Genomic DNA, 17,733 nt, shown 5'->3' with positions numbered 1-17,733 from the left:
CAGACAGGTACTCCTGAGTTTCTTTTTAACAGAATCTAACTTATTACAAGTTGAGATAGTTTTTTTATATGATTAAAAAAGAGACTGCCCGGAAGGACAGTCTCTTTTTGTATTGTTTAAAATAAATCTGCTGTGTGGCAGAATATTTTATGTTTTTTTATTTAACAAGTTGAATTTCAACCGCAGAAAATCCTTTAGGAGACTTCTCTTTTTCGAAAGATACTTTGTTTCCTTTTTTCACAGGCTCCGCACAGTTGTTGTTGTGGAAGAAGATATTTTCTTTGTTATTGTCTTCAGTAATGAAGCCATATCCTTTTTCACTCAGGAAAGTAACAATTCCTGTTTTTCTTGGATCTTCCTCAATAATAGGAGCAGCACCCAGCTGAATATCATCAAGGTTTACTTCCTGTCTTTGTTCAGGTGGAGTAGAAGTTAATCTTCCGAATTCGTCTACATACATGAAGACATCCTCCGCTCCTTTGTTGTTGTTCGTTTTACGTTCTTCGCGTCTTAGCGCCTTTTCTTTTTGCTTTTGAATTTTTTTCTTGAAATTTTCCTTTTTAGAAAAAGAATCTGCCATAAATTATTTTTAGTATTTAGTTTCTATAAATTAATTGGTTCAATCTGGTCTGTTTTAGACCCCTATAAAGCCTGGTATTGTTTTCTGTTTTGGATAATCCCAATCATACAGAGCTTTAAAATTCCGACAAGTATTGTTCTTAATAGAAGAATAAAAGTTAAAAAGATGACTGCTCAAAAAGCAAAGACTGAATAAAAATATTCGGGTCGTTACAGAAAACAAAGTGGTGGCCTGATTAATAATGTACAAATATACAACAATAAAATGAATAATCCTGTTTTAAATGATTGATTATCAGAAATGGTTTTACGGTCTTAATGTAAGATGTACTAGAAAGTCTTAAAGGGTAATAAAAAAATCCTCAGAATGCTGAGGATTATAAAAAAATATATTATAAAATGAAGTGGTGTATAATACGGGTGGGAGAGTATCAAATGTTATGCCTAAAATAGATGGCTATTAGTGAATTATATGGATGTGTTTAATCAAAAAGCAGTATTTCAACCCGTATCTGGCTGGTAAATAGAATTCTATTGAAATGTGCTGTTTGTATAAAAAAATAAATATTTCTGTTTTGATTTAAATAGGAAATTGAAAATTTTGTTGAATTTTTATACAATTCCCGAAAATTTCACCATGTTGAGACGATTTTTATGATCCATCTTTGCTTCATTAACATTTAAATATAAAAACATGTCAACACAAAATGTAAAAGGAAAAGTTGTTTTAATTGCAGGAGGAGGTAAAAACCTGGGAGGGCTATTAAGTAGAGATTTTGCCGCAAAAGGAGCAAAACTGGCCATACACTATAACAGCGAAAGCTCGAAAGCAGACAGTGAAAAAACACTTGCTGAGGTTCAGGCTTTAGGAGCTGAAGCATTCTTATTTCAGGGAGATCTTACCAAAGTAGACAATATCTCTAAGTTTTTTGATGAAACCATTTCCCGTTTCGGAGGGGTGGATATTGCGATCAATACCGTAGGAATGGTCCTGAAAAAACCATTTGCTGAAACTACAGAGGAAGAATACGATACCATGTTCAATGTCAATTCCAAGTCGGCTTACTTCTTTTTGCAGGAAGCGGGTAAAAAACTGAACGACCAGGGGAAAATCTGTACCATTGTTACTTCATTGCTGGCGGCCTACACAGGGTTGTATTCCACTTATGCAGGAGCAAAAGCACCGGTTGAGCATTTTACAAGAGCGGCTTCCAAAGAATTTGGTGCCAGAGGAATCTCCGTAACGGCTGTAGCACCTGGTCCAATGGATACTCCTTTTTTCTATGGACAGGAAACCGATGATGCGGTGGCTTATCATAAATCTGCATCTGCATTGGGAGGACTTACCGATATTAAAGATATCGCTCCATTGGTAGAATTTCTGGTAACAGAAGGCTGGTGGATTACCGGGCAGACCATTTTTGCCAACGGAGGTTATACAACAAGATAATCTATAACAGATCCATTAAAAAATAAACTCACTGAAAGCAATTTTCAGTGAGTTTTTATTTAAAAAGAAATCAAGGAGTTAAGCCGTTTTAGCCTTTCCTTTTTCCAATATACTTTTGATAATAAAGAATAATCCGAGAAGAACAAACGGAATACTCAGTAGCTGTCCCATATTCAGACTCATCCCGTGTTCGAATTCTACCTGGTCTACCTTGATAAACTCAATCAGAATTCTCATAATGAAGATCAACAGAATACTGGCACCTAAGTAAAATCCTTTTCCGATCTTAAATATATTTTTTCTATAAATAAAATATACCAGAAGGAAAATAATAAAATAAGAAATGGCTTCATAAAGCTGGGCAGGATGTCTCGGAAGATCATCTACCTGACGAAAAATAAACGCCCACGGAACATTGGTGGGAGTTCCTATGATTTCAGAATTCATAAGATTGGCAAGCCTGATAAAAGTACCTCCCAACGGAAGTACAATTGCTATGGAATCCAAAACGGTCATGAACGGGATCGAATACTTTCTGGCATATATAAGAAGCATAATCACCAATCCTATACCACCACCATGACTGGCAAGACCAGCAAATCCTGTAAAATGGTAAGCTCCATCCACATCTTTCTGAATAGGTAAAAATACCTCAATCGGATGCTGGGAATAATAATCAAAATCATAAAAAAGACAATGCCCCAATCTTGCACCCACTAAAATTCCTATCAATGCATAGGAAAATAAAGCTTCATGGGCCTGTGTGCTGAGACCTTCTTTTTTATAAATTCTTTTTAAAATATTGAGTGATAAAACAAGCCCTGCAAGGAAAAGTAATCCGTAATATTTTATGGGAAGTCCTAAGATATTAACGATTTCGGGATTAATATCCCAGTTGATATATAATAAATTCATTGCTGCAAAGATAAGAAAATAGGATTTTCTGAACAGAATGGGACAGTTTTTAGGATTTATTCCTTGAATTTTAATGGGTTACGAATATTTTATTGTCTTTTGCCTTATATGGATTACAAAATATATTACTATTAAATTCATTTAGGTAGAAGCTCTGTACACCAGCTCTGCATCCATTAATACAGTTCTGCTTGGGAGTAGACTGTTTTTGATCTTTTCCAAAGCCAGTTCTGCCGCCGCTTCACCCATTTTTTCCAAAGGCTGCTGTACGCTGGTCAGCTGAGGATATACCATGGTTGACAATTCTGTACCCGAAAAGCTTGCTATAGACACTTCCTCAGGTATCCTTACTTTTTGTTCAAGAAGAAGATTCATCGCTCCCATGGCTAAGGTATCACTAAAAGCAAAAATGCTGTCAAACTCTATATTCTTATTTAATAGTTGTTTAACCGCTTTTTTTCCATGTTCGAAAGTCATCCCATCTGTTTGTATAACCAGGTTTTCGTCAAAAATATTGTATTTCATCAGAATACGCTTATATCCGTTCACTCTTTCAACCGCATTTCGGATGGTTGAAGGGCCCATGATGTGGACAATTCTTTTCCTTCCGGTCTTAATTAAGTACTCCACCATTAATGCCGCTTTAATAGAATCATCAATAATCACCTTCGAGACATCCAGAGATTTATGAGGAATCCTGTCGAAAAATATTAAAGGAGTTCCTTTATCCATAATGCTTTGGTAAATATCATTATTGTGAGTTTCATGGCAGAGATTAATAATAATAGCGTCTACATTAAATTCTTCCAGAAGCTGAAGATTTTTCCTTTCAATAAGAGGATCTTCATCAGACTGAGTAATGATGATACGGTATCCCAGAGGATATAGGATATTCTGAATCCCTTTCAAAACCGTGGAGGAAAAAGGAGTAATCATTTCCGGTACTACAAACCCTATTGTTCTGGATTGTCCGGATTGTAAATTCAAGGCGGTAAGGTTCGGTTTATAGCCCAATTTTTCTGCCGCATCCAGCACTCTTTTTCTTGTTTCTTCATTCACATTTTTATCATGAAGCAGCGCTCTGGAGATGGTAGAGGTAGATAATGACAAAAATTTGGATAGATCTTTAATAGTAATACGTCTCATCAGCCTTGTTTTTTGGCTAAAAATAATAAAAAAATAGGCAATTGGGAACGTTCCCTGATTTTTGGGAACGTTCCCAATTTGAATTTTGTAAAAAAAATGTCTTGTTAATCATTTGTTAATATAGTTTTAACGAATTGGTTAATATGATAACAAATTTACGGTTATGAATATGATTTATTACAATTATGATGTATCGGGAATCCGAACAGGAATCTTACATATTGGAGTAGGGAACTTTCACAGGGCTCACCAGCAGTTTTATACGAATATGCTTCTCAATGATGAAGATCAGAAGGATTGGGGAATTTGTGGCGTATGTCTGCTGCCGTCAGATGAAAAGATCGTAAAGAACTTAAGAGTTCAGAATCTTCAGTATTCTCTTACCGTTTGCGGAAGAAATGGAAAAGATGAGGTGTATAAAATAGGTTCTTTAAAGGAGCTGATCTGGGGAATAGAAAATCCGGTGGCTGTAGTGAAAAAAATTTCAGACAGTTCTGTGAAGATTATTACGTTGACCATTACAGAAGGAGGCTATAATCTGGATAAAGAAACCGGAGAATTTATATTGGAAGATGAGAAAATACAGCATGATTTGAAAAATCCTTCCTGTCCTACTACTGTTTTTGGCTTTGTTGCAGAAGGGCTGCGCCAGAGAAAAATTCAAAATAGCGGAGCTATCACAATACTTTCATGCGATAACCTTCAGCATAATGGAAATACGGCAAAAAGAGCTTTTATGTCATTCATAGAAGTGCAGGATGTAGAACTGGCAGCATGGGTAAAAGAAAATGTAACCTTCCCGAACAGTATGGTAGACCGTATTACTCCGGCAACAATTCCCGAAGATATTGAAAGGTTAAACAAAAAAAACGGAACAGATGATCGTGCTCCTGTCTACTGTGAAGACTTTACACAATGGGTGATAGAAGATGATTTTATTGCAGGAAGGCCAGCCTGGGAAAGAGTAGGGGTAGAATTTACGAATGACGTAACTGCATTTGAAAATATGAAATTAAGCCTGTTAAATGCTTCCCACACCCTCTTATCTTATCCGGCTTTCTTAATGGGGTACCGCAAAGTAGACCAGGCGATGGAAGATGAAAATCTGGTAAAATTCATTAGGGATTTTATGGATAAGGATATTACACCTTTTGTTCCTGCTCCGGAAAATACAGACCTGGAAAAATACAAAAAAACACTGATCGAAAGATTTGCGAATCACAGTGTAAGCGATCAGGTGAGCCGTTTGTGCTTCGACGGAATTTCAAAATTCCCGGTATATATCGTTCCTAATCTTGACAACATGATAAAAGGAGCGAAAGACCTTACCAGACCGGCTTTTCTTATTGCTTCCTACAGACATTATTTAAAATATAAAACAGATGATCAGGGGAATACATTTGAAACTACAGAACCCTGGATTACAGAGAATGATCAAAAGCTTATTGCAAGTGAAAATCCACAAGACTTTTTGGAGCTGTCAGCTTTTAAAGGAGTCCAGCTCAAAGCTTCTGAACAATTCATAAAACAGTACAACAGTTTTGTAGAAGATATAAAAAATTCAGGAACCGCCTCAGTTTTACAATCCATCATAAAATAATCAAGCCATGCAGATAAATCCAGGTATCACCACTTCAGACAACAAAACAAACAATGCTATACTGCCGTTTGCGATCATTACGTTTATCTATTTTATCGTAGGTTTTCTGACCACTGTGAATGAACAGTTGCAGGCACCCCTGAAATTTACTTTTCTGAGCCATGCGGGCAGCCTGAAAAACACATTTACTACTTTGATTTCCTTCTTCTTCTTTTTAGGATATCTCCTGAACGGAACATTGGGAAGCAAATGGGTGAATGCCTTTGGATATAAGAATACAATTTTGCGCGGGCTTTTCTTTATGATTTCCGGCCTTTTTATGTATTTGTGTTCATCGTGGGTTGGTGATCATTATCCTGATTTGAAATTTAGCATAAAAGATGCCGTTATTCCTGTTGGATTTATCGTTTTTGTTATCGGTTCTTATTTAATGGGAACATCCGCAGCAATCATTCAGGTGGTGGTAAATCCTTACGCTGCTTCCTATGAATTGAAAGGAACTCAGCCTGTACAGCGTTTGAATATTCTGACGGCTATCAACTCTATCGGAACTACTTCTGCACCTTTCTTCGTAACGGTAGTGATGTTCAGCGGAATTTCCATTGAAAATATAGAAATCAGGCAGCTTTTACTTCCGCTTTCTGTATTGATTGTCTGCATCCTTACAGTCATGATTATCACGAAAAGACTTCATCTTCCTGATCTGGCTCACACAAGAGTGGTGGGAGAGGAAAAACTGGAGAGAAGCATCTGGTCGTTCAGGCATTTTGTATTGGGAGTTTTAGCCATCTTTTTTTATGTAGGAACTGAAGTTGCGATAGGTGCTAATATTAATTTATATGCTTTTGAGTTGATGGATTCCGGCCACCCAATCACATTTTTCGGAAAAACTGATATTATTGTCGGAGGAATGGATTTAGGAATTCATGCATTACTATCAACATTATATTGGGGAGGTTTTCTGGTAGGAAGAGCGGTGTCAAGTTTCTTCAGTAAGATTTCTGCAAGAACTCAACTGATTACAACCACAGTGTTGGCTACAATACTAGCAATGGTATCGATGATTACTCAGAATCTTTGGTTTCTTGTCGCTATCGGACTTCTGCATTCATCCATGTGGAGTTGTATTTACACGCTTTCCATTAAAGGATTGAACAAATATACCTCAAAAGCATCCGGTATTTTTATTTCTGCCGTATTTGGTGGAGCTGTATTTACCCTTATTCAGGGAGGTTTAGCTGATATTTTAGGATCATGGAGATGGACATGGTGGCTTACGGTAGTCTGTGAACTGCTGATGCTTACTTACGCCTTGTTCGGATCGCGTATAAGAGAAAAAGACCTTATTCACTAATCATATATTTTCTTTTAACTAAAGTAATTATCCTGTAGACTACTACTGGATGCAGGATAACTACAATCTTAAAAAACACTTGAATCATGTTAAAAAACTACTTACTACTTGTTTCCTCTTTTGTAGGAACCTGCTTAGGTGCACAGGAAGTACATTCAGCATTGCAGCTTAGAAATAGCCATTTGTGGCGTGGTATTGAAGTCTCTGCGGGATTTATTTATACCGGGGACCTACATCTTGATTATAAAAATTTTTATGCAGGATTCTGGGCAGGGGGTAATTTTGATGGTTCCTATAAAGAATTCAATAATTATATAGGATACAAGAACAAACATCTTACGGTGGAATTATGGGATATTTATAACTTTTCACCTGGAGCTACCTATAACAACAAGGAGTTTTTTAATTATTCCGCGAAAGAAACCGGACGTTTTTGGGATTTCAGATCTTATTATACTATAAGTGATCAATTTCCTTTGGTGCTCAGCTGGAATACAGTTGTTTTTGGAAGAGACAGAAACAGTGAAAACACAGGGAATAAATATTCATCATTTGTGTCGGGAGAATATCCTTTATACAAAAAAGATAACCTTGAGGTAAGGGGAAGAGCAGGCTATGCTTTTGCTTTAGACAGTCATGGAGAAAAGAATAATTTCTTTGCTAAAGATTCGGGATTCAATGAGATAAGTCTAATTGTTTCTAAAAGTTTTACCATTGAAGGCTATAAAATTCCTGTAGGAATATGGGGAATGTGGAATCCGGTAAACAATAATGCGTTTCTTCAGTTTTCTGTACAGGTTTATTCATTCTGAAACGAGGAAATTCAAAAAGTAAATTTTTTACAAAATCAATACATTTAATTATTTTTATATAATGGAATACAAAAAAAATAAAGCAGTATGTTTTGGAGAAGTGCTCTGGGATATTTTTCCGGGAGAACAGAAAAGAGTAGGTGGTGCACCTTTTAACGTAGCCTATCATCTTTCCAAAATGGGCGTAGAAGTCAATATGATAAGCAGTATCGGTGATGATCAGCTTGGGCGTGACCTTTTGGATAAAATGAAAAACTGGAATATTCCTGCAGATCATGTTCAGATCAATACTGAATACCCAACAAGTACGGTAATTGCTACGGTAGATGAAAATAACGATGCTCATTATGATATAGTGGAAGGCGTAGCTTGGGATTTTATTGAAGCGACTCCGGAAAATCAGGAAATTCTCAAGACAACAGATGCATTGGTATTTGGAACACTGGCTGCCAGAAATGAGAAATCCAGAAATACATTATTTCAGTTGCTTGAAGTGAGCGATTATAATGTCTTTGATATCAATCTCAGAGAACCTTATTATGAAGTGGGGATGATTAAAGATCTACTCCATAAAACCCATCTTGCTAAATTCAACAAAGCAGAAATGCGTATGATGCTTGATTTTTTAGGAAAAGATTACACCACGGAAGAAGACGGCATAAAATATCTGCAGGATCAGTTTGATCTCGAAGAAATTATTATTTCCAAAGGAAGTAAGGGAGCTCTTTATGCCTCCTGGGATAATTTTTATCTGTATCCCACCATACCGGTTACTGTAAAAGATACTGTAGGGAGCGGAGATTCATTCCTGGCAGGATTTCTTTCCAAAAAATTAGAAAAGGGAAGTACTATTCATGAAATTATGACTCAGGCAGTGTCTCTGGGAGCATTTATTACCTCACAGGAAGGCGCATGCCCGGAATATTCATTAGAAGATTTTATCAGATTTAAGAACGAACATCCGGTATCAGTTTTAAGCTAAATTGGTAGAATCTCATGTTAATTTAAAATGATTCTTGATGAAACATTTGGTAACTTTAGGCTACCACCAAAACAAAAGTTATGCATCATCAGCTGGAGAAACATTATGTAAACAGAGTAGGCTGGCTTCGGGCGGCTGTATTAGGCGCAAATGACGGGTTATTATCCACCACAAGTATTGTCATCGGGGTTGCTGCAGCAGAACCGGAACGTCATATCATTATTCTTGCCGCTCTAGCAGGGATGATTGCCGGAGCAATGTCTATGGCTGCTGGCGAATATGTTTCTGTAAGTTCCCAGGAAGATACGGAAAAGGCAGATTTGATTCGTGAACAACGCGAACTGGAGCAAATGCCCGAAATAGAACTCAGAGAATTGGCTAAAGTATACGAAAGAAGGGGCTGTACAAAAGAAACAGCCATGCAGGTTGCCATTGAACTTACAGAGCATGATGCCCTTGGAGCACACGCCCGTGACGAACTGGGAATAAATGAAATCACACAGGCAAAACCTTTGCAGGCAGCAGTAGCTTCCTTTGGTTCATTTGCAGTAGGTGCTTTACTGCCGTTTACCGTTTCTCTTTTAGCACCTCTTAAAGAAATGGTGTATTTCCAATATGGCTTTTCAATTATATTTTTAATGCTTTTAGGAGCGGTTTCTGCCAGAGCCGGAGGTTCCAGTATTAAAATAGCCGTGCTAAGGATCTGTTTCTGGGGAACCGTAGCAATGGGTATTACAGCATTGGTCGGTCATCTTTTTGGAGTCAATGTAGCCTGAAAAATTTGCAGTTTTCCTTTGAATTCTTACTGGAAAGCAAAACAACTTTACTATAGTTTTTTTTGCTGTGTTGATGGTAATGTTCTGATTTATAGATTAAATTTTACCTAACAAGTGTTAGTCGTAAAAGTACTACACTTTTTCAGATTTATGCGTAAATTTTGTTTTGTTATGATCAATACTTCTAAATTTGGTGATATAACAAACATCAAATCAAAAGTATTAACGATTAAAATTTACAATCATGGCAGAAAGAAATTCAAGAGGAATCTTAAAATTCAACAACGGTGAAGGGCAAAAGTTATTAAAACTGAACTACAGCGTATCAAGAGCAACAGACGTTTCAGGACGTGTAGCATCAGACCCTTCCAATGCGCTTATCAAAATTACAGTAGAAGCTACTGAAAAATCAGACATCCTTGAAAGCTTGTTAAATGGAAAATACAAGCCTACTGTAGGAGAGGTAACTTTCAATAAGTCTCACGAAGAAGGAACTTTAACAACATTGAAATGGACAAACGGTTACGTCATCCAGCACGAAGTAGATTTCGATGCAGTAGATGAAAACAGTATGTACATCAGCTTTGTGATAAGTGCAGAGCAGATTGAGCTTGGTAATTCTTCTTATGACGGAGCTTGGCCTGGATCTCAGGGATAAAATCCTTTAACAATTACAGACATAAAAACAGAATAGTAGATCCGTTATCAGGGATCCTGTTCTGTTTTTTTGTCAATAATCTTTTCCCTTGGAAAGGAGCATTATTTCACTAAGATTTAGAAAAATAAAGCTGATAATGTGAACTTTATATTGTGAAAAATTGATAACTTTATAAAAAGCTGTTTATTTTAGTTTTTTTCAAAAATAAAAAGCTCACCAAACACTCTACATCATATGAATAAAAATATCTCGAATTCCGAAAAGATTTCAGAGAATCATATTCCTGGAATCAACCGTGTGGTAAAACTGGATATTGTGATTGAAGGCAAAATGATTAAGCACTTCAAACATTTCCGTTTACAGCAGAGCGTAAAAAAACACCATTATTTTGAACTTACATTAGCCCATGATACTTTAGACGGAGTCCAAAACCATGACCTGGAAGAAGCTCAGCAATTTTTAGGAAAACGATTAACAGTCGTTTTTAAATATAAAGACGTTGAAGGAAGCCCGGAAAGAACCTTTGTAGGAGTCATTACAAAAGTAGGATTCAGCCAGGAGAATCATAGCTTGGGAAATATTGTACTGAAAGGATACAGCCCTACCATTTTGCTGGATGGCGCTCCTCATACCCAAAGTTTTGGCGGAGATAAACCTGTGAATATGGGAATCATTGCTGAAGACGTCATCAAACAGGGTATAGAAAGCAGTAAATTTGATGTAAAAGTAAATGCAAAAGCATCTTCCCAGATTCTTTACAGTGCCCAGTATAATGAGACCCACTATAATTATCTCTGCAGAATGGCAGAAGCCTATGGAGAGCAGTTCTATTACGATGGTGAAGTATTGCATTTCGGAAATATGCCGCCTCAGAACAAATCACTTGAATTAATATACGGAAGCAATGTTTCTGATGTGAATGTGGAATTGAAAGCCGTTCATATCAGACCTAATTTTTACGGATATAACAGCAGTTCCAATGCTAAACTTATTTCCGGGGAAACTCCCATAAAACACGTTGGTAATCTGGCTCAGACAGCCTATAAAAATAATGAAGGAATATTTAAGACTCCATCATTGCAGGTGGCTCCCATAAAAGCGGCAACCGATATGGATGTTGTCATTTCTCAAACAAGTACTGCCGGAAGCAAAGCGGTGGAAGTTTTTACTGTTTCCGGAGGAACTACTATTCCGTTTTTATATCCGGGATGTGTAGCTGATATCAATATGAGAAAGACGGATACCAGCAAAACATCTTATTTCACTAAACTGATGATGACGGAAGTTATTCATGAAGTAGATACTCTCGGGCGTTACAAAGGAAGATTCGAGGCCATTGCTTCAGATACAGGTTATATTCCAACACCGGACTTTACTATGCCTATCGCACAGCCGCAGATTGCAACCGTAATTTCCAATACAGATCCGCTGGCACAGGGAAGAATCACGGTTAGATTCGACTGGCAGCTGCATGACACCACCAATTTTATCAGAATGATGGCTCCTGATGCCGGAGGTACAGACCAGATTACTCAAAACAGAGGGTATGTAGCCATACCGGAAGTTGGAGATCAGGTGATGGTAGGTTTTGTTCACAATCATCCCGATCGTCCTTTTGTCATGGGAGGAATGTTCCATGGAGGAACTGCTCTTGGAGGCGGAGTAGATAATCATTTAAAATCAATACAAACCAGAAGCGGAATCCGTATTTTAATGAATGATGCCGAAGGAAGCGTAAATATCATAGACCCAAGTGGGAATAACTATTTGATGGATGGTAAAGGGAATATCATTGTAACTGCTCCTAAAAATATGACCTTTAATGTAGGAGAAGATCTGGCAATCAACGTAGGAAAAGATATGAAGACCAGCGTAGGAAATGATAATGCCGTTAGTATCATCAATGATCATAAGTTTACCTCGAAAAATTATAAACAGACCGTTAATGAAAATAAAACGATTAATGTGACAGGTGATCTTAAAGAAACTACTTCTACTACCACACATAAAGCAAAAAACGGAGATATTTTACTGCAGAGTTCAGGCGTAGCCAAAATGTTAGGTAAAATAGATGCTAAAGTGAATAAAGGATAATATGTTAAAAAAATCGTTAATCTCTTTCTTTTCATCTTTGCTGGCAGTAGTGTTACTTGTCATTATTGAATTAAGTTTCATAGATATGACACAGTTTCGAAGTGGAGATTATGCATGGGTTGCCCTGTGGCTGATTCTAGCATTTTTTCCGGTGCTGTTTGCACTGCCATTTTTCCTGACTTCCATCAAAAAGAAAAATGAAATAAGAGATTTTGTTTTGTACTGTTTTTATTCTTTTGGCATATGCTTTATCGTGATATCATTAATTTTAATAATTATTCTTCCTTTGATGGCATAAGAATAACTGTCACAAACAATTTTTAAGATTGCAAAATGTTTATAATGAATAAAATAATAAAATACCTGTTAAGCTTTTTATTTTTTATCCAGATCTCGTGTCAGGAAAAAAAAGAAGACCAAAAAACTAAGACTATGACAAAATATGAATGGACAGAAGGAACTTCTGCAGCTTTAGGATATCCCATGGAAGTATATAAAGGAGGAATAGAATGTGAAGGAGGAGAATGGGTGGGATTAAGTTTTGGTATTGTACCTGGTAGTAATTCCTGGGGCTTGATCAATCATGGTATGGGAAATGGTTTTAAGAGTCTTCCGGCCCGATTGGATTTTGTCTGGATGTCATATATGGAAAACCAATTCTACCAGATAGATACCGAAATAGATACCGCTAAAATCAAAGAATATTTCAGCAAAGGCTATCAGGTAAAAGCAACCAGTGGAAGTGGTAATATTAAACATTTAAATTATAAAGATATTGGTGTGGGAATGACTCCGGGAGGAGTGGTAGTAGTTTGGGTCGCTGGTGTTGGAGTTCAGAAAGAAGTAGGCAGGTATCAGGGAAAAAAGGTAACAATTCCTGAATCAGAAATTGCTAAGCTTGATAGCCATGAAAACCGGTTTTGGCGGAAAGATTATCTTGATGAGGTGTTAAATAACGGTAAGGTTATCCCCACTGAAATAAAAGAAAAAAATAAAGGAAAAGCTATTCCATTTGGATTGTGGGATACCTACAGAATACGATATAGCTGGAAACCGGTTTTTGAGTTACCGGAAAATGCAAAGCTCAATCCGTTGACAGATGTTGGAATATCAACTGTTAATGGCGAATGGGAACAGCTGGGAGCAGAAAAAAATCCTTTAACTGAGAGTGAATGGAGAGCAATACCAGCTACTATTTCATTTTCTTTGGTGGGGGCAGATCAAATCAAATATGAAGCAGGATGTGATCTTGATGAAAAGTCTGCTTTTGACGCTTTTACTAAGGTCTTTGGTAATGATCCTAAATCAACTAAAGCAACAATCTTTATTAAAGTAAATGAGGCATATAGTTTCTTTACTGTTGTATTGAAGGGTGAGAATGGAAAAGAAGCTTTTATTAAAACTGATAATTTAGAAATGTTCAAATCTAAAGTTAAGTATAAATACTAATTGATTATAAAAATGATTAGTTATGGGAAAAACATTAGTATACAACACAGGCAATGCTAAACCTCCTGTAGATGAATTACATTTGGAAATAGGAGTGTTCTTTGATGGTACTTTGAATAATCTGAAAAATAGTGAATTAAGATTAAAGTACAGAGATGGAAAAAATAAAATGGAGAGCACTGACAATGATGAAGAAATATCGAAAAAAGAAAAAGCAATTGAAGATACAAGAGCATTACAGGAAAAGGAATATAAACAGCTTAAAAATAAAAATATAACAGATAATGATTCTGAGTATGAAAGATATCTCAAAGCCAGCCATAGGGAATGGCTGGACAAACAAGGGGTAGATAACAGTTTTAGTAACGATTATACCAATGTGGCAAGGATGTATAAATGCTGTAAACAGGTAACGTACGGAGTTTATGTAGAAGGGATTGGTACATTGGATAATACCAGAGATGTGGATGATGGGTTTCAATATGGTTCAGGTAAAACAGGAGTGCGGGGGAAAGTAAGAAAGGGATGTGAAATGGTTGCTGATAGGATTGATGGCTTAAAAAAGAAATTAATGAAGAAAAAAGCATTAACTAAAATCACCATTGATACTTTCGGATTCAGCCGTGGAGCCGCCGCCGCAAGAAATTTTGCCTACGAAATCAATGGGAAGAAAAGACCCGTTGATGTGGAAATAAAAAAATCCAGAAAAATAACAGGTTATACCCAAATGGATTCTCCTGAAGGACCCATTACAGTTCCGGAATATGGAGATATCTGGATAGATAAAGATAAAACAGAAGTAGATCCTAATTACCTTGTGGATGGAAAGCTTCCGAAATTTGGTTTTCTGGGATATTATCTTTTAAGTAAAGATGTACTTACCAAAGAAGAATTAGAAGACCTGGAACTGGATGTCCGTTTTATTGGCGTGTATGATACCGTATCATCTTATGAAGAGTATGGTGATATGGGGGGAATGAGACGTGTAGGATGGGAAGGGATGAAGCATTCTACATTAGGATCCAGTTATAACTTCGGAGATGATGTAGAACAGTTGCAGCTGCTGAATCCAGGGTCTTACTTTAAAGCAGTTCATTTTACAGCAGGAAATGAACATCGGGAAAACTTCTCATTAACCAGATTTCCGGGTAGTGTAGAAAAAGAATTTCCAGGTGTTCATTGTGATATTGGCGGAGCCTATGAAAATGGAAAAGAAACGGTAGATGAGATTGAAACATCTAATCATAAACCGGTGTGGTTCTTAAACAAGCGCAGACAGCAATTGATTGATGAACATTGGTTTGATGATGGACAGATAACAATTAATAACAGCTTCCTGAATGTTTTAACAATGGGAGCGGTGTACCGCAAGATTACGGGAATTCGGTTCCTTAGAAAAGAATACAGCTATATTCCGCTTCAGTTTATGGAAGAACATGGGAATGGCTTTTATGACAATCAATTGGTCATAAAAACAAAAACCAGCTATTCTATAGAGCACGACAAATATCTGCCTTCAGCAAGAGATCTTCTGCATCATTATGTATTTGAGGATGGGGAAAAATGGAATTTCAAAACAGATGAAGAAGTTAAAAAAGAAAAAGAAGAAAGAGCAAGAGAAAGATTAGAAAACCCAGAACCAGAGCCGGTGCAGGAACCGATACCTGATGAAGTAGTAGATAAAGACGGGAATATCATTAAAACAAAGACGCTGCAGGAGGTTGTAGTTACTGCTTATCATCCTCAGACATTATTGAGAATTATGCGCAAAAATTACCTTCATTGGTCGGCAAACAGAGACTGGATGGGAATGGATCCCAATAGTAATTATGAAAGAGTAATATATCCTTAGAATAATGTTGACGCTACTGGAAAACCTTCATCGGAAAACATATAGGCTTGAAACCATTGTTACAGAGCAAAGAAACCCGGTTTATGCCATTACAAAAAGCTATGCCCGTGAAATTGAAGTTTATTATCTTGGAAAAACAAAAGAAGAGCATCAATTTCAGATTTTGGTAGTTGAATTCGATTTTTCGGATAACGATACTGCTATGGGAAAATTGATAAGAAAACTCAGTTATCTGTTTGATGAACTGGAACTCAGCGTAGATAACGAAGGGAATATAACTGCCGTAGATAATCTGCTTTTCCTGCGTTTAAGATGGGGCAAAATTCAGTCTGAATTATCAAAAACCCATAAAGGTGATGCTATAGATAATTATTTCAATCAGATAAGCAGCCTATTGGAGGATGAAACAAAATTGATTGATTTTTTGACAGGCTATAATATGTTTGGATTACTCTTCAACGGGTTGTTGGAGTCATTCGATACCAAAAGAAAAAGAATCTCTCCGGAAGGGTTTACAGAAATCATGATTCCTGAAAAAGATGGAGAGAAAATGACTTTAAAAATCTCTGCTCAAAACCTGGAACATACAGATATTGATGATTTCAGAGGAATATTTATCTGCAAAGGAAACCAGTATGAAGAAGGCTTTGTAGCCATTAAAAAACAGAATTCTCACTTAAAACATTCATTATTATGGATAGGTTAAAGAACGATGGAGAAGGAGATACTCCGGAAACTCAAACTCAGAATACAGCACAGGATAGTGAGCAGATGAAAGCGGAAAACAGCAAGAAAATGGAGGAGAAACGAGCTGAAAATGAGGAAAAAGACAAAGTAGAAGATGGGTTGAAAGTTGTTATAGATACCGCAACGCTGGAATGTACACTGTGTACTGTTCCTAAGGGAATTATGAAGGTGAATTATGATACTCCAACAATACAGGAAAAGAAAACAGCAACTGTAAAAGAGAGGGGCCCGAAAAGTCTGGTTTTTACAGGAAATTGCAAAAAGAGCCCACAAATGGCAGCACCATGTGCTTCTGTTATGAATGTAAGAGACTGGCAAGATGTAGGTACCTATCTTTCTCAGGAACAATTTATATTGCTTCAGAAGAGTATCATTCCATGTACTTATGGAGGTGTAGATATTAAAATTACCGATAGTGGGCAAGTTCATCAACCGGAAACCGTTGATGCAGCTGGAGCCCCTGTACCTGAGTCAAAAGAAAAAATAAATGGCTATTTTTATAATTATAATGGAAATTTCGAAGGAAATGTAAAAGGTCAGAAAAAAGGAAATGAAAATGATGTATATGCGTGCGAAGGAAAAGGATTGGAAGAAGACATTTACAAAAGCCCTAAAAAGCTGAATATTGTACATAGTGATTTCCAGAAAGTGTGTAATATTATTAAACATGAAGGTCTTTCATCTGAAAAAGAAGAATATTTATATATAGCACATACAAATTATAATGAAGCAAAGAGAGTTGGAAAAACAATGTTCCAGTTACTAAATTCCAGTTATTCCAGTGTGGATGCTAAGGATAAGGTTGAAATGAAAACTTCAGAAAAAGATACCATTTCTTTGTATTCCAGAGCGGGGGCAATTGATGCTCTTCTAAGAGACGTGGATGAGGTTAAAAATGATCCTACGGATAATGCAACACAATGGGATGGTGAAGATTTTCTTGCCTGGGGTATTGATACTGACTTAAAACCGGATAGTACCACAAAATATGGTCATAATAAATTTGACGAGTATGATTATATAAAAATAAGTAAAAGCCTGTATGATTCGTTTGAAAGTAAAATAACTGGAAGAAGAGGTACAACTTTAGCCTATAACTCAGTTCATGAAGAAGGTTGTGATAAAGGGACACATACACATAAAACAGTAAAAGGAAAAAATAAAGCAGTTTACACCCTTCCTAATGAAGATTTTGCAAAAAAGGACTATTGGACAACAGGTGATTTTTACTATAAAAATGCAACTAAGAGATCTTTTGGTCTGGAAGCAACCCGAGTTGCCGGATATACTATATTTTGGAAAAAAGTAAAAGTTTAATT

15 protein-coding genes are annotated in these 17,733 nt (G+C 36.6%); 12 read left to right on the top strand and 3 right to left on the bottom strand.

Going from position 1 to position 17,733, the window contains the following annotated elements; translation table 11 throughout:
• Window positions 1-157: 157 nt before the first annotated feature.
• On the bottom strand, window positions 158-580 hold the full coding sequence (locus ACM6F9_RS18330; protein ID WP_105683902.1) for a cold shock domain-containing protein: 423 nt from the start codon (window positions 578-580) through the stop codon (window positions 158-160).
• A gap of 693 nt (window positions 581-1,273) precedes the next feature.
• Between ACM6F9_RS18330 and ACM6F9_RS18325 the strand changes: the two genes are divergently transcribed.
• A complete protein-coding gene (locus ACM6F9_RS18325; protein ID WP_414847036.1) occupies window positions 1,274-2,029 on the top strand; it encodes an SDR family oxidoreductase in 756 nt (251 codons plus the stop codon).
• 78 nt (window positions 2,030-2,107) lie between these two features.
• Here the strand turns inward: ACM6F9_RS18325 and lgt are convergent, their stop codons facing one another.
• The gene (gene lgt, locus ACM6F9_RS18320; protein WP_414847035.1) at window positions 2,108-2,944 is read right to left on the bottom strand and encodes a prolipoprotein diacylglyceryl transferase; all 837 of its coding nucleotides are present in this window, start codon (window positions 2,942-2,944) and stop codon (window positions 2,108-2,110) included.
• Window positions 2,945-3,085: 141 nt separating this feature from the next.
• Window positions 3,086-4,090, bottom strand: a complete 1,005-nt coding sequence (locus ACM6F9_RS18315; protein WP_414847034.1) for a LacI family DNA-binding transcriptional regulator — start codon at window positions 4,088-4,090, stop codon at window positions 3,086-3,088.
• Between the two features lie 163 nt (window positions 4,091-4,253).
• Here ACM6F9_RS18315 and ACM6F9_RS18310 point away from each other — a divergent pair, with 163 nt between their 5' ends.
• From ACM6F9_RS18310 to ACM6F9_RS18260, 11 genes are all read left to right on the top strand, one after another.
• A complete protein-coding gene (locus ACM6F9_RS18310) occupies window positions 4,254-5,690 on the top strand; it encodes a mannitol dehydrogenase family protein (RefSeq protein WP_414847033.1) in 1,437 nt (478 codons plus the stop codon).
• A 7-nt stretch (window positions 5,691-5,697) separates the two neighbouring features.
• Window positions 5,698-7,044: an MFS transporter gene (locus tag ACM6F9_RS18305; protein ID WP_414847032.1), complete on the top strand. Its 1,347-nt coding sequence runs from the start codon at window positions 5,698-5,700 to the stop codon at window positions 7,042-7,044.
• A gap of 86 nt (window positions 7,045-7,130) precedes the next feature.
• The gene (locus tag ACM6F9_RS18300; protein WP_414847031.1) at window positions 7,131-7,856 is read left to right on the top strand and encodes a hypothetical protein; all 726 of its coding nucleotides are present in this window, start codon (window positions 7,131-7,133) and stop codon (window positions 7,854-7,856) included.
• 61 nt (window positions 7,857-7,917) lie between these two features.
• Window positions 7,918-8,838, top strand: a complete 921-nt coding sequence (locus ACM6F9_RS18295; RefSeq protein WP_414847030.1) for a carbohydrate kinase family protein — start codon at window positions 7,918-7,920, stop codon at window positions 8,836-8,838.
• Window positions 8,839-8,918: 80 nt separating this feature from the next.
• A complete protein-coding gene (locus ACM6F9_RS18290; RefSeq protein ID WP_414847029.1) occupies window positions 8,919-9,614 on the top strand; it encodes a VIT1/CCC1 transporter family protein in 696 nt (231 codons plus the stop codon).
• Between the two features lie 244 nt (window positions 9,615-9,858).
• Entirely contained in the window at window positions 9,859-10,272 is a 414-nt protein-coding gene (gene tssD / locus ACM6F9_RS18285) for a type VI secretion system tube protein TssD (protein WP_105702924.1), read from the top strand.
• Between the two features lie 234 nt (window positions 10,273-10,506).
• Window positions 10,507-12,366 (top strand): type VI secretion system Vgr family protein, encoded by a 1,860-nt coding sequence (locus tag ACM6F9_RS18280; protein ID WP_414847028.1) that lies wholly within the window; start codon window positions 10,507-10,509, stop codon window positions 12,364-12,366.
• Between the two features lie 333 nt (window positions 12,367-12,699).
• A complete protein-coding gene (locus tag ACM6F9_RS18275; RefSeq protein ID WP_414847027.1) occupies window positions 12,700-13,815 on the top strand; it encodes a DUF2931 family protein in 1,116 nt (371 codons plus the stop codon).
• Between the two features lie 22 nt (window positions 13,816-13,837).
• A complete protein-coding gene (locus ACM6F9_RS18270; protein ID WP_414847026.1) occupies window positions 13,838-15,667 on the top strand; it encodes a phospholipase effector Tle1 domain-containing protein in 1,830 nt (609 codons plus the stop codon).
• Between the two features lie 4 nt (window positions 15,668-15,671).
• On the top strand, window positions 15,672-16,373 hold the full coding sequence (locus tag ACM6F9_RS18265; protein ID WP_414847025.1) for a hypothetical protein: 702 nt from the start codon (window positions 15,672-15,674) through the stop codon (window positions 16,371-16,373).
• Window positions 16,361-17,731 (top strand): DUF4280 domain-containing protein, encoded by a 1,371-nt coding sequence (locus tag ACM6F9_RS18260; RefSeq protein WP_414847024.1) that lies wholly within the window; start codon window positions 16,361-16,363, stop codon window positions 17,729-17,731. The genes ACM6F9_RS18265 and ACM6F9_RS18260 overlap by 13 nt, the downstream gene beginning before the upstream one ends.
• Window positions 17,732-17,733: the final 2 nt, after the last annotated feature.

The organism is Chryseobacterium sp. IT-36CA2 (assembly GCF_949767875.1).
GTDB lineage: Bacteria > Bacteroidota > Bacteroidia > Flavobacteriales > Weeksellaceae > Chryseobacterium.
Note: the sequence above shows the minus strand (reverse complement) of the source record. Positions and strands in the feature narration are given on the sequence as shown.

Coding starts and splice junctions, on each gene's coding strand:
- ACM6F9_RS18330 (WP_105683902.1), bottom strand. CDS start 580: ATGGCAGATTCTTTTTCTAAAAAGGAAAATTTCAAGAAAAAAATTCAA.
- ACM6F9_RS18325 (WP_414847036.1), top strand. CDS start 1,274: ATGTCAACACAAAATGTAAAAGGAAAAGTTGTTTTAATTGCAGGAGGA.
- lgt (WP_414847035.1), bottom strand. CDS start 2,944: ATGAATTTATTATATATCAACTGGGATATTAATCCCGAAATCGTTAAT.
- ACM6F9_RS18315 (WP_414847034.1), bottom strand. CDS start 4,090: ATGAGACGTATTACTATTAAAGATCTATCCAAATTTTTGTCATTATCT.
- ACM6F9_RS18310 (WP_414847033.1), top strand. CDS start 4,254: ATGAATATGATTTATTACAATTATGATGTATCGGGAATCCGAACAGGA.
- ACM6F9_RS18305 (WP_414847032.1), top strand. CDS start 5,698: ATGCAGATAAATCCAGGTATCACCACTTCAGACAACAAAACAAACAAT.
- ACM6F9_RS18300 (WP_414847031.1), top strand. CDS start 7,131: ATGTTAAAAAACTACTTACTACTTGTTTCCTCTTTTGTAGGAACCTGC.
- ACM6F9_RS18295 (WP_414847030.1), top strand. CDS start 7,918: ATGGAATACAAAAAAAATAAAGCAGTATGTTTTGGAGAAGTGCTCTGG.
- ACM6F9_RS18290 (WP_414847029.1), top strand. CDS start 8,919: ATGCATCATCAGCTGGAGAAACATTATGTAAACAGAGTAGGCTGGCTT.
- tssD (WP_105702924.1), top strand. CDS start 9,859: ATGGCAGAAAGAAATTCAAGAGGAATCTTAAAATTCAACAACGGTGAA.
- ACM6F9_RS18280 (WP_414847028.1), top strand. CDS start 10,507: ATGAATAAAAATATCTCGAATTCCGAAAAGATTTCAGAGAATCATATT.
- ACM6F9_RS18275 (WP_414847027.1), top strand. CDS start 12,700: ATGTTTATAATGAATAAAATAATAAAATACCTGTTAAGCTTTTTATTT.
- ACM6F9_RS18270 (WP_414847026.1), top strand. CDS start 13,838: ATGGGAAAAACATTAGTATACAACACAGGCAATGCTAAACCTCCTGTA.
- ACM6F9_RS18265 (WP_414847025.1), top strand. CDS start 15,672: ATGTTGACGCTACTGGAAAACCTTCATCGGAAAACATATAGGCTTGAA.
- ACM6F9_RS18260 (WP_414847024.1), top strand. CDS start 16,361: ATGGATAGGTTAAAGAACGATGGAGAAGGAGATACTCCGGAAACTCAA.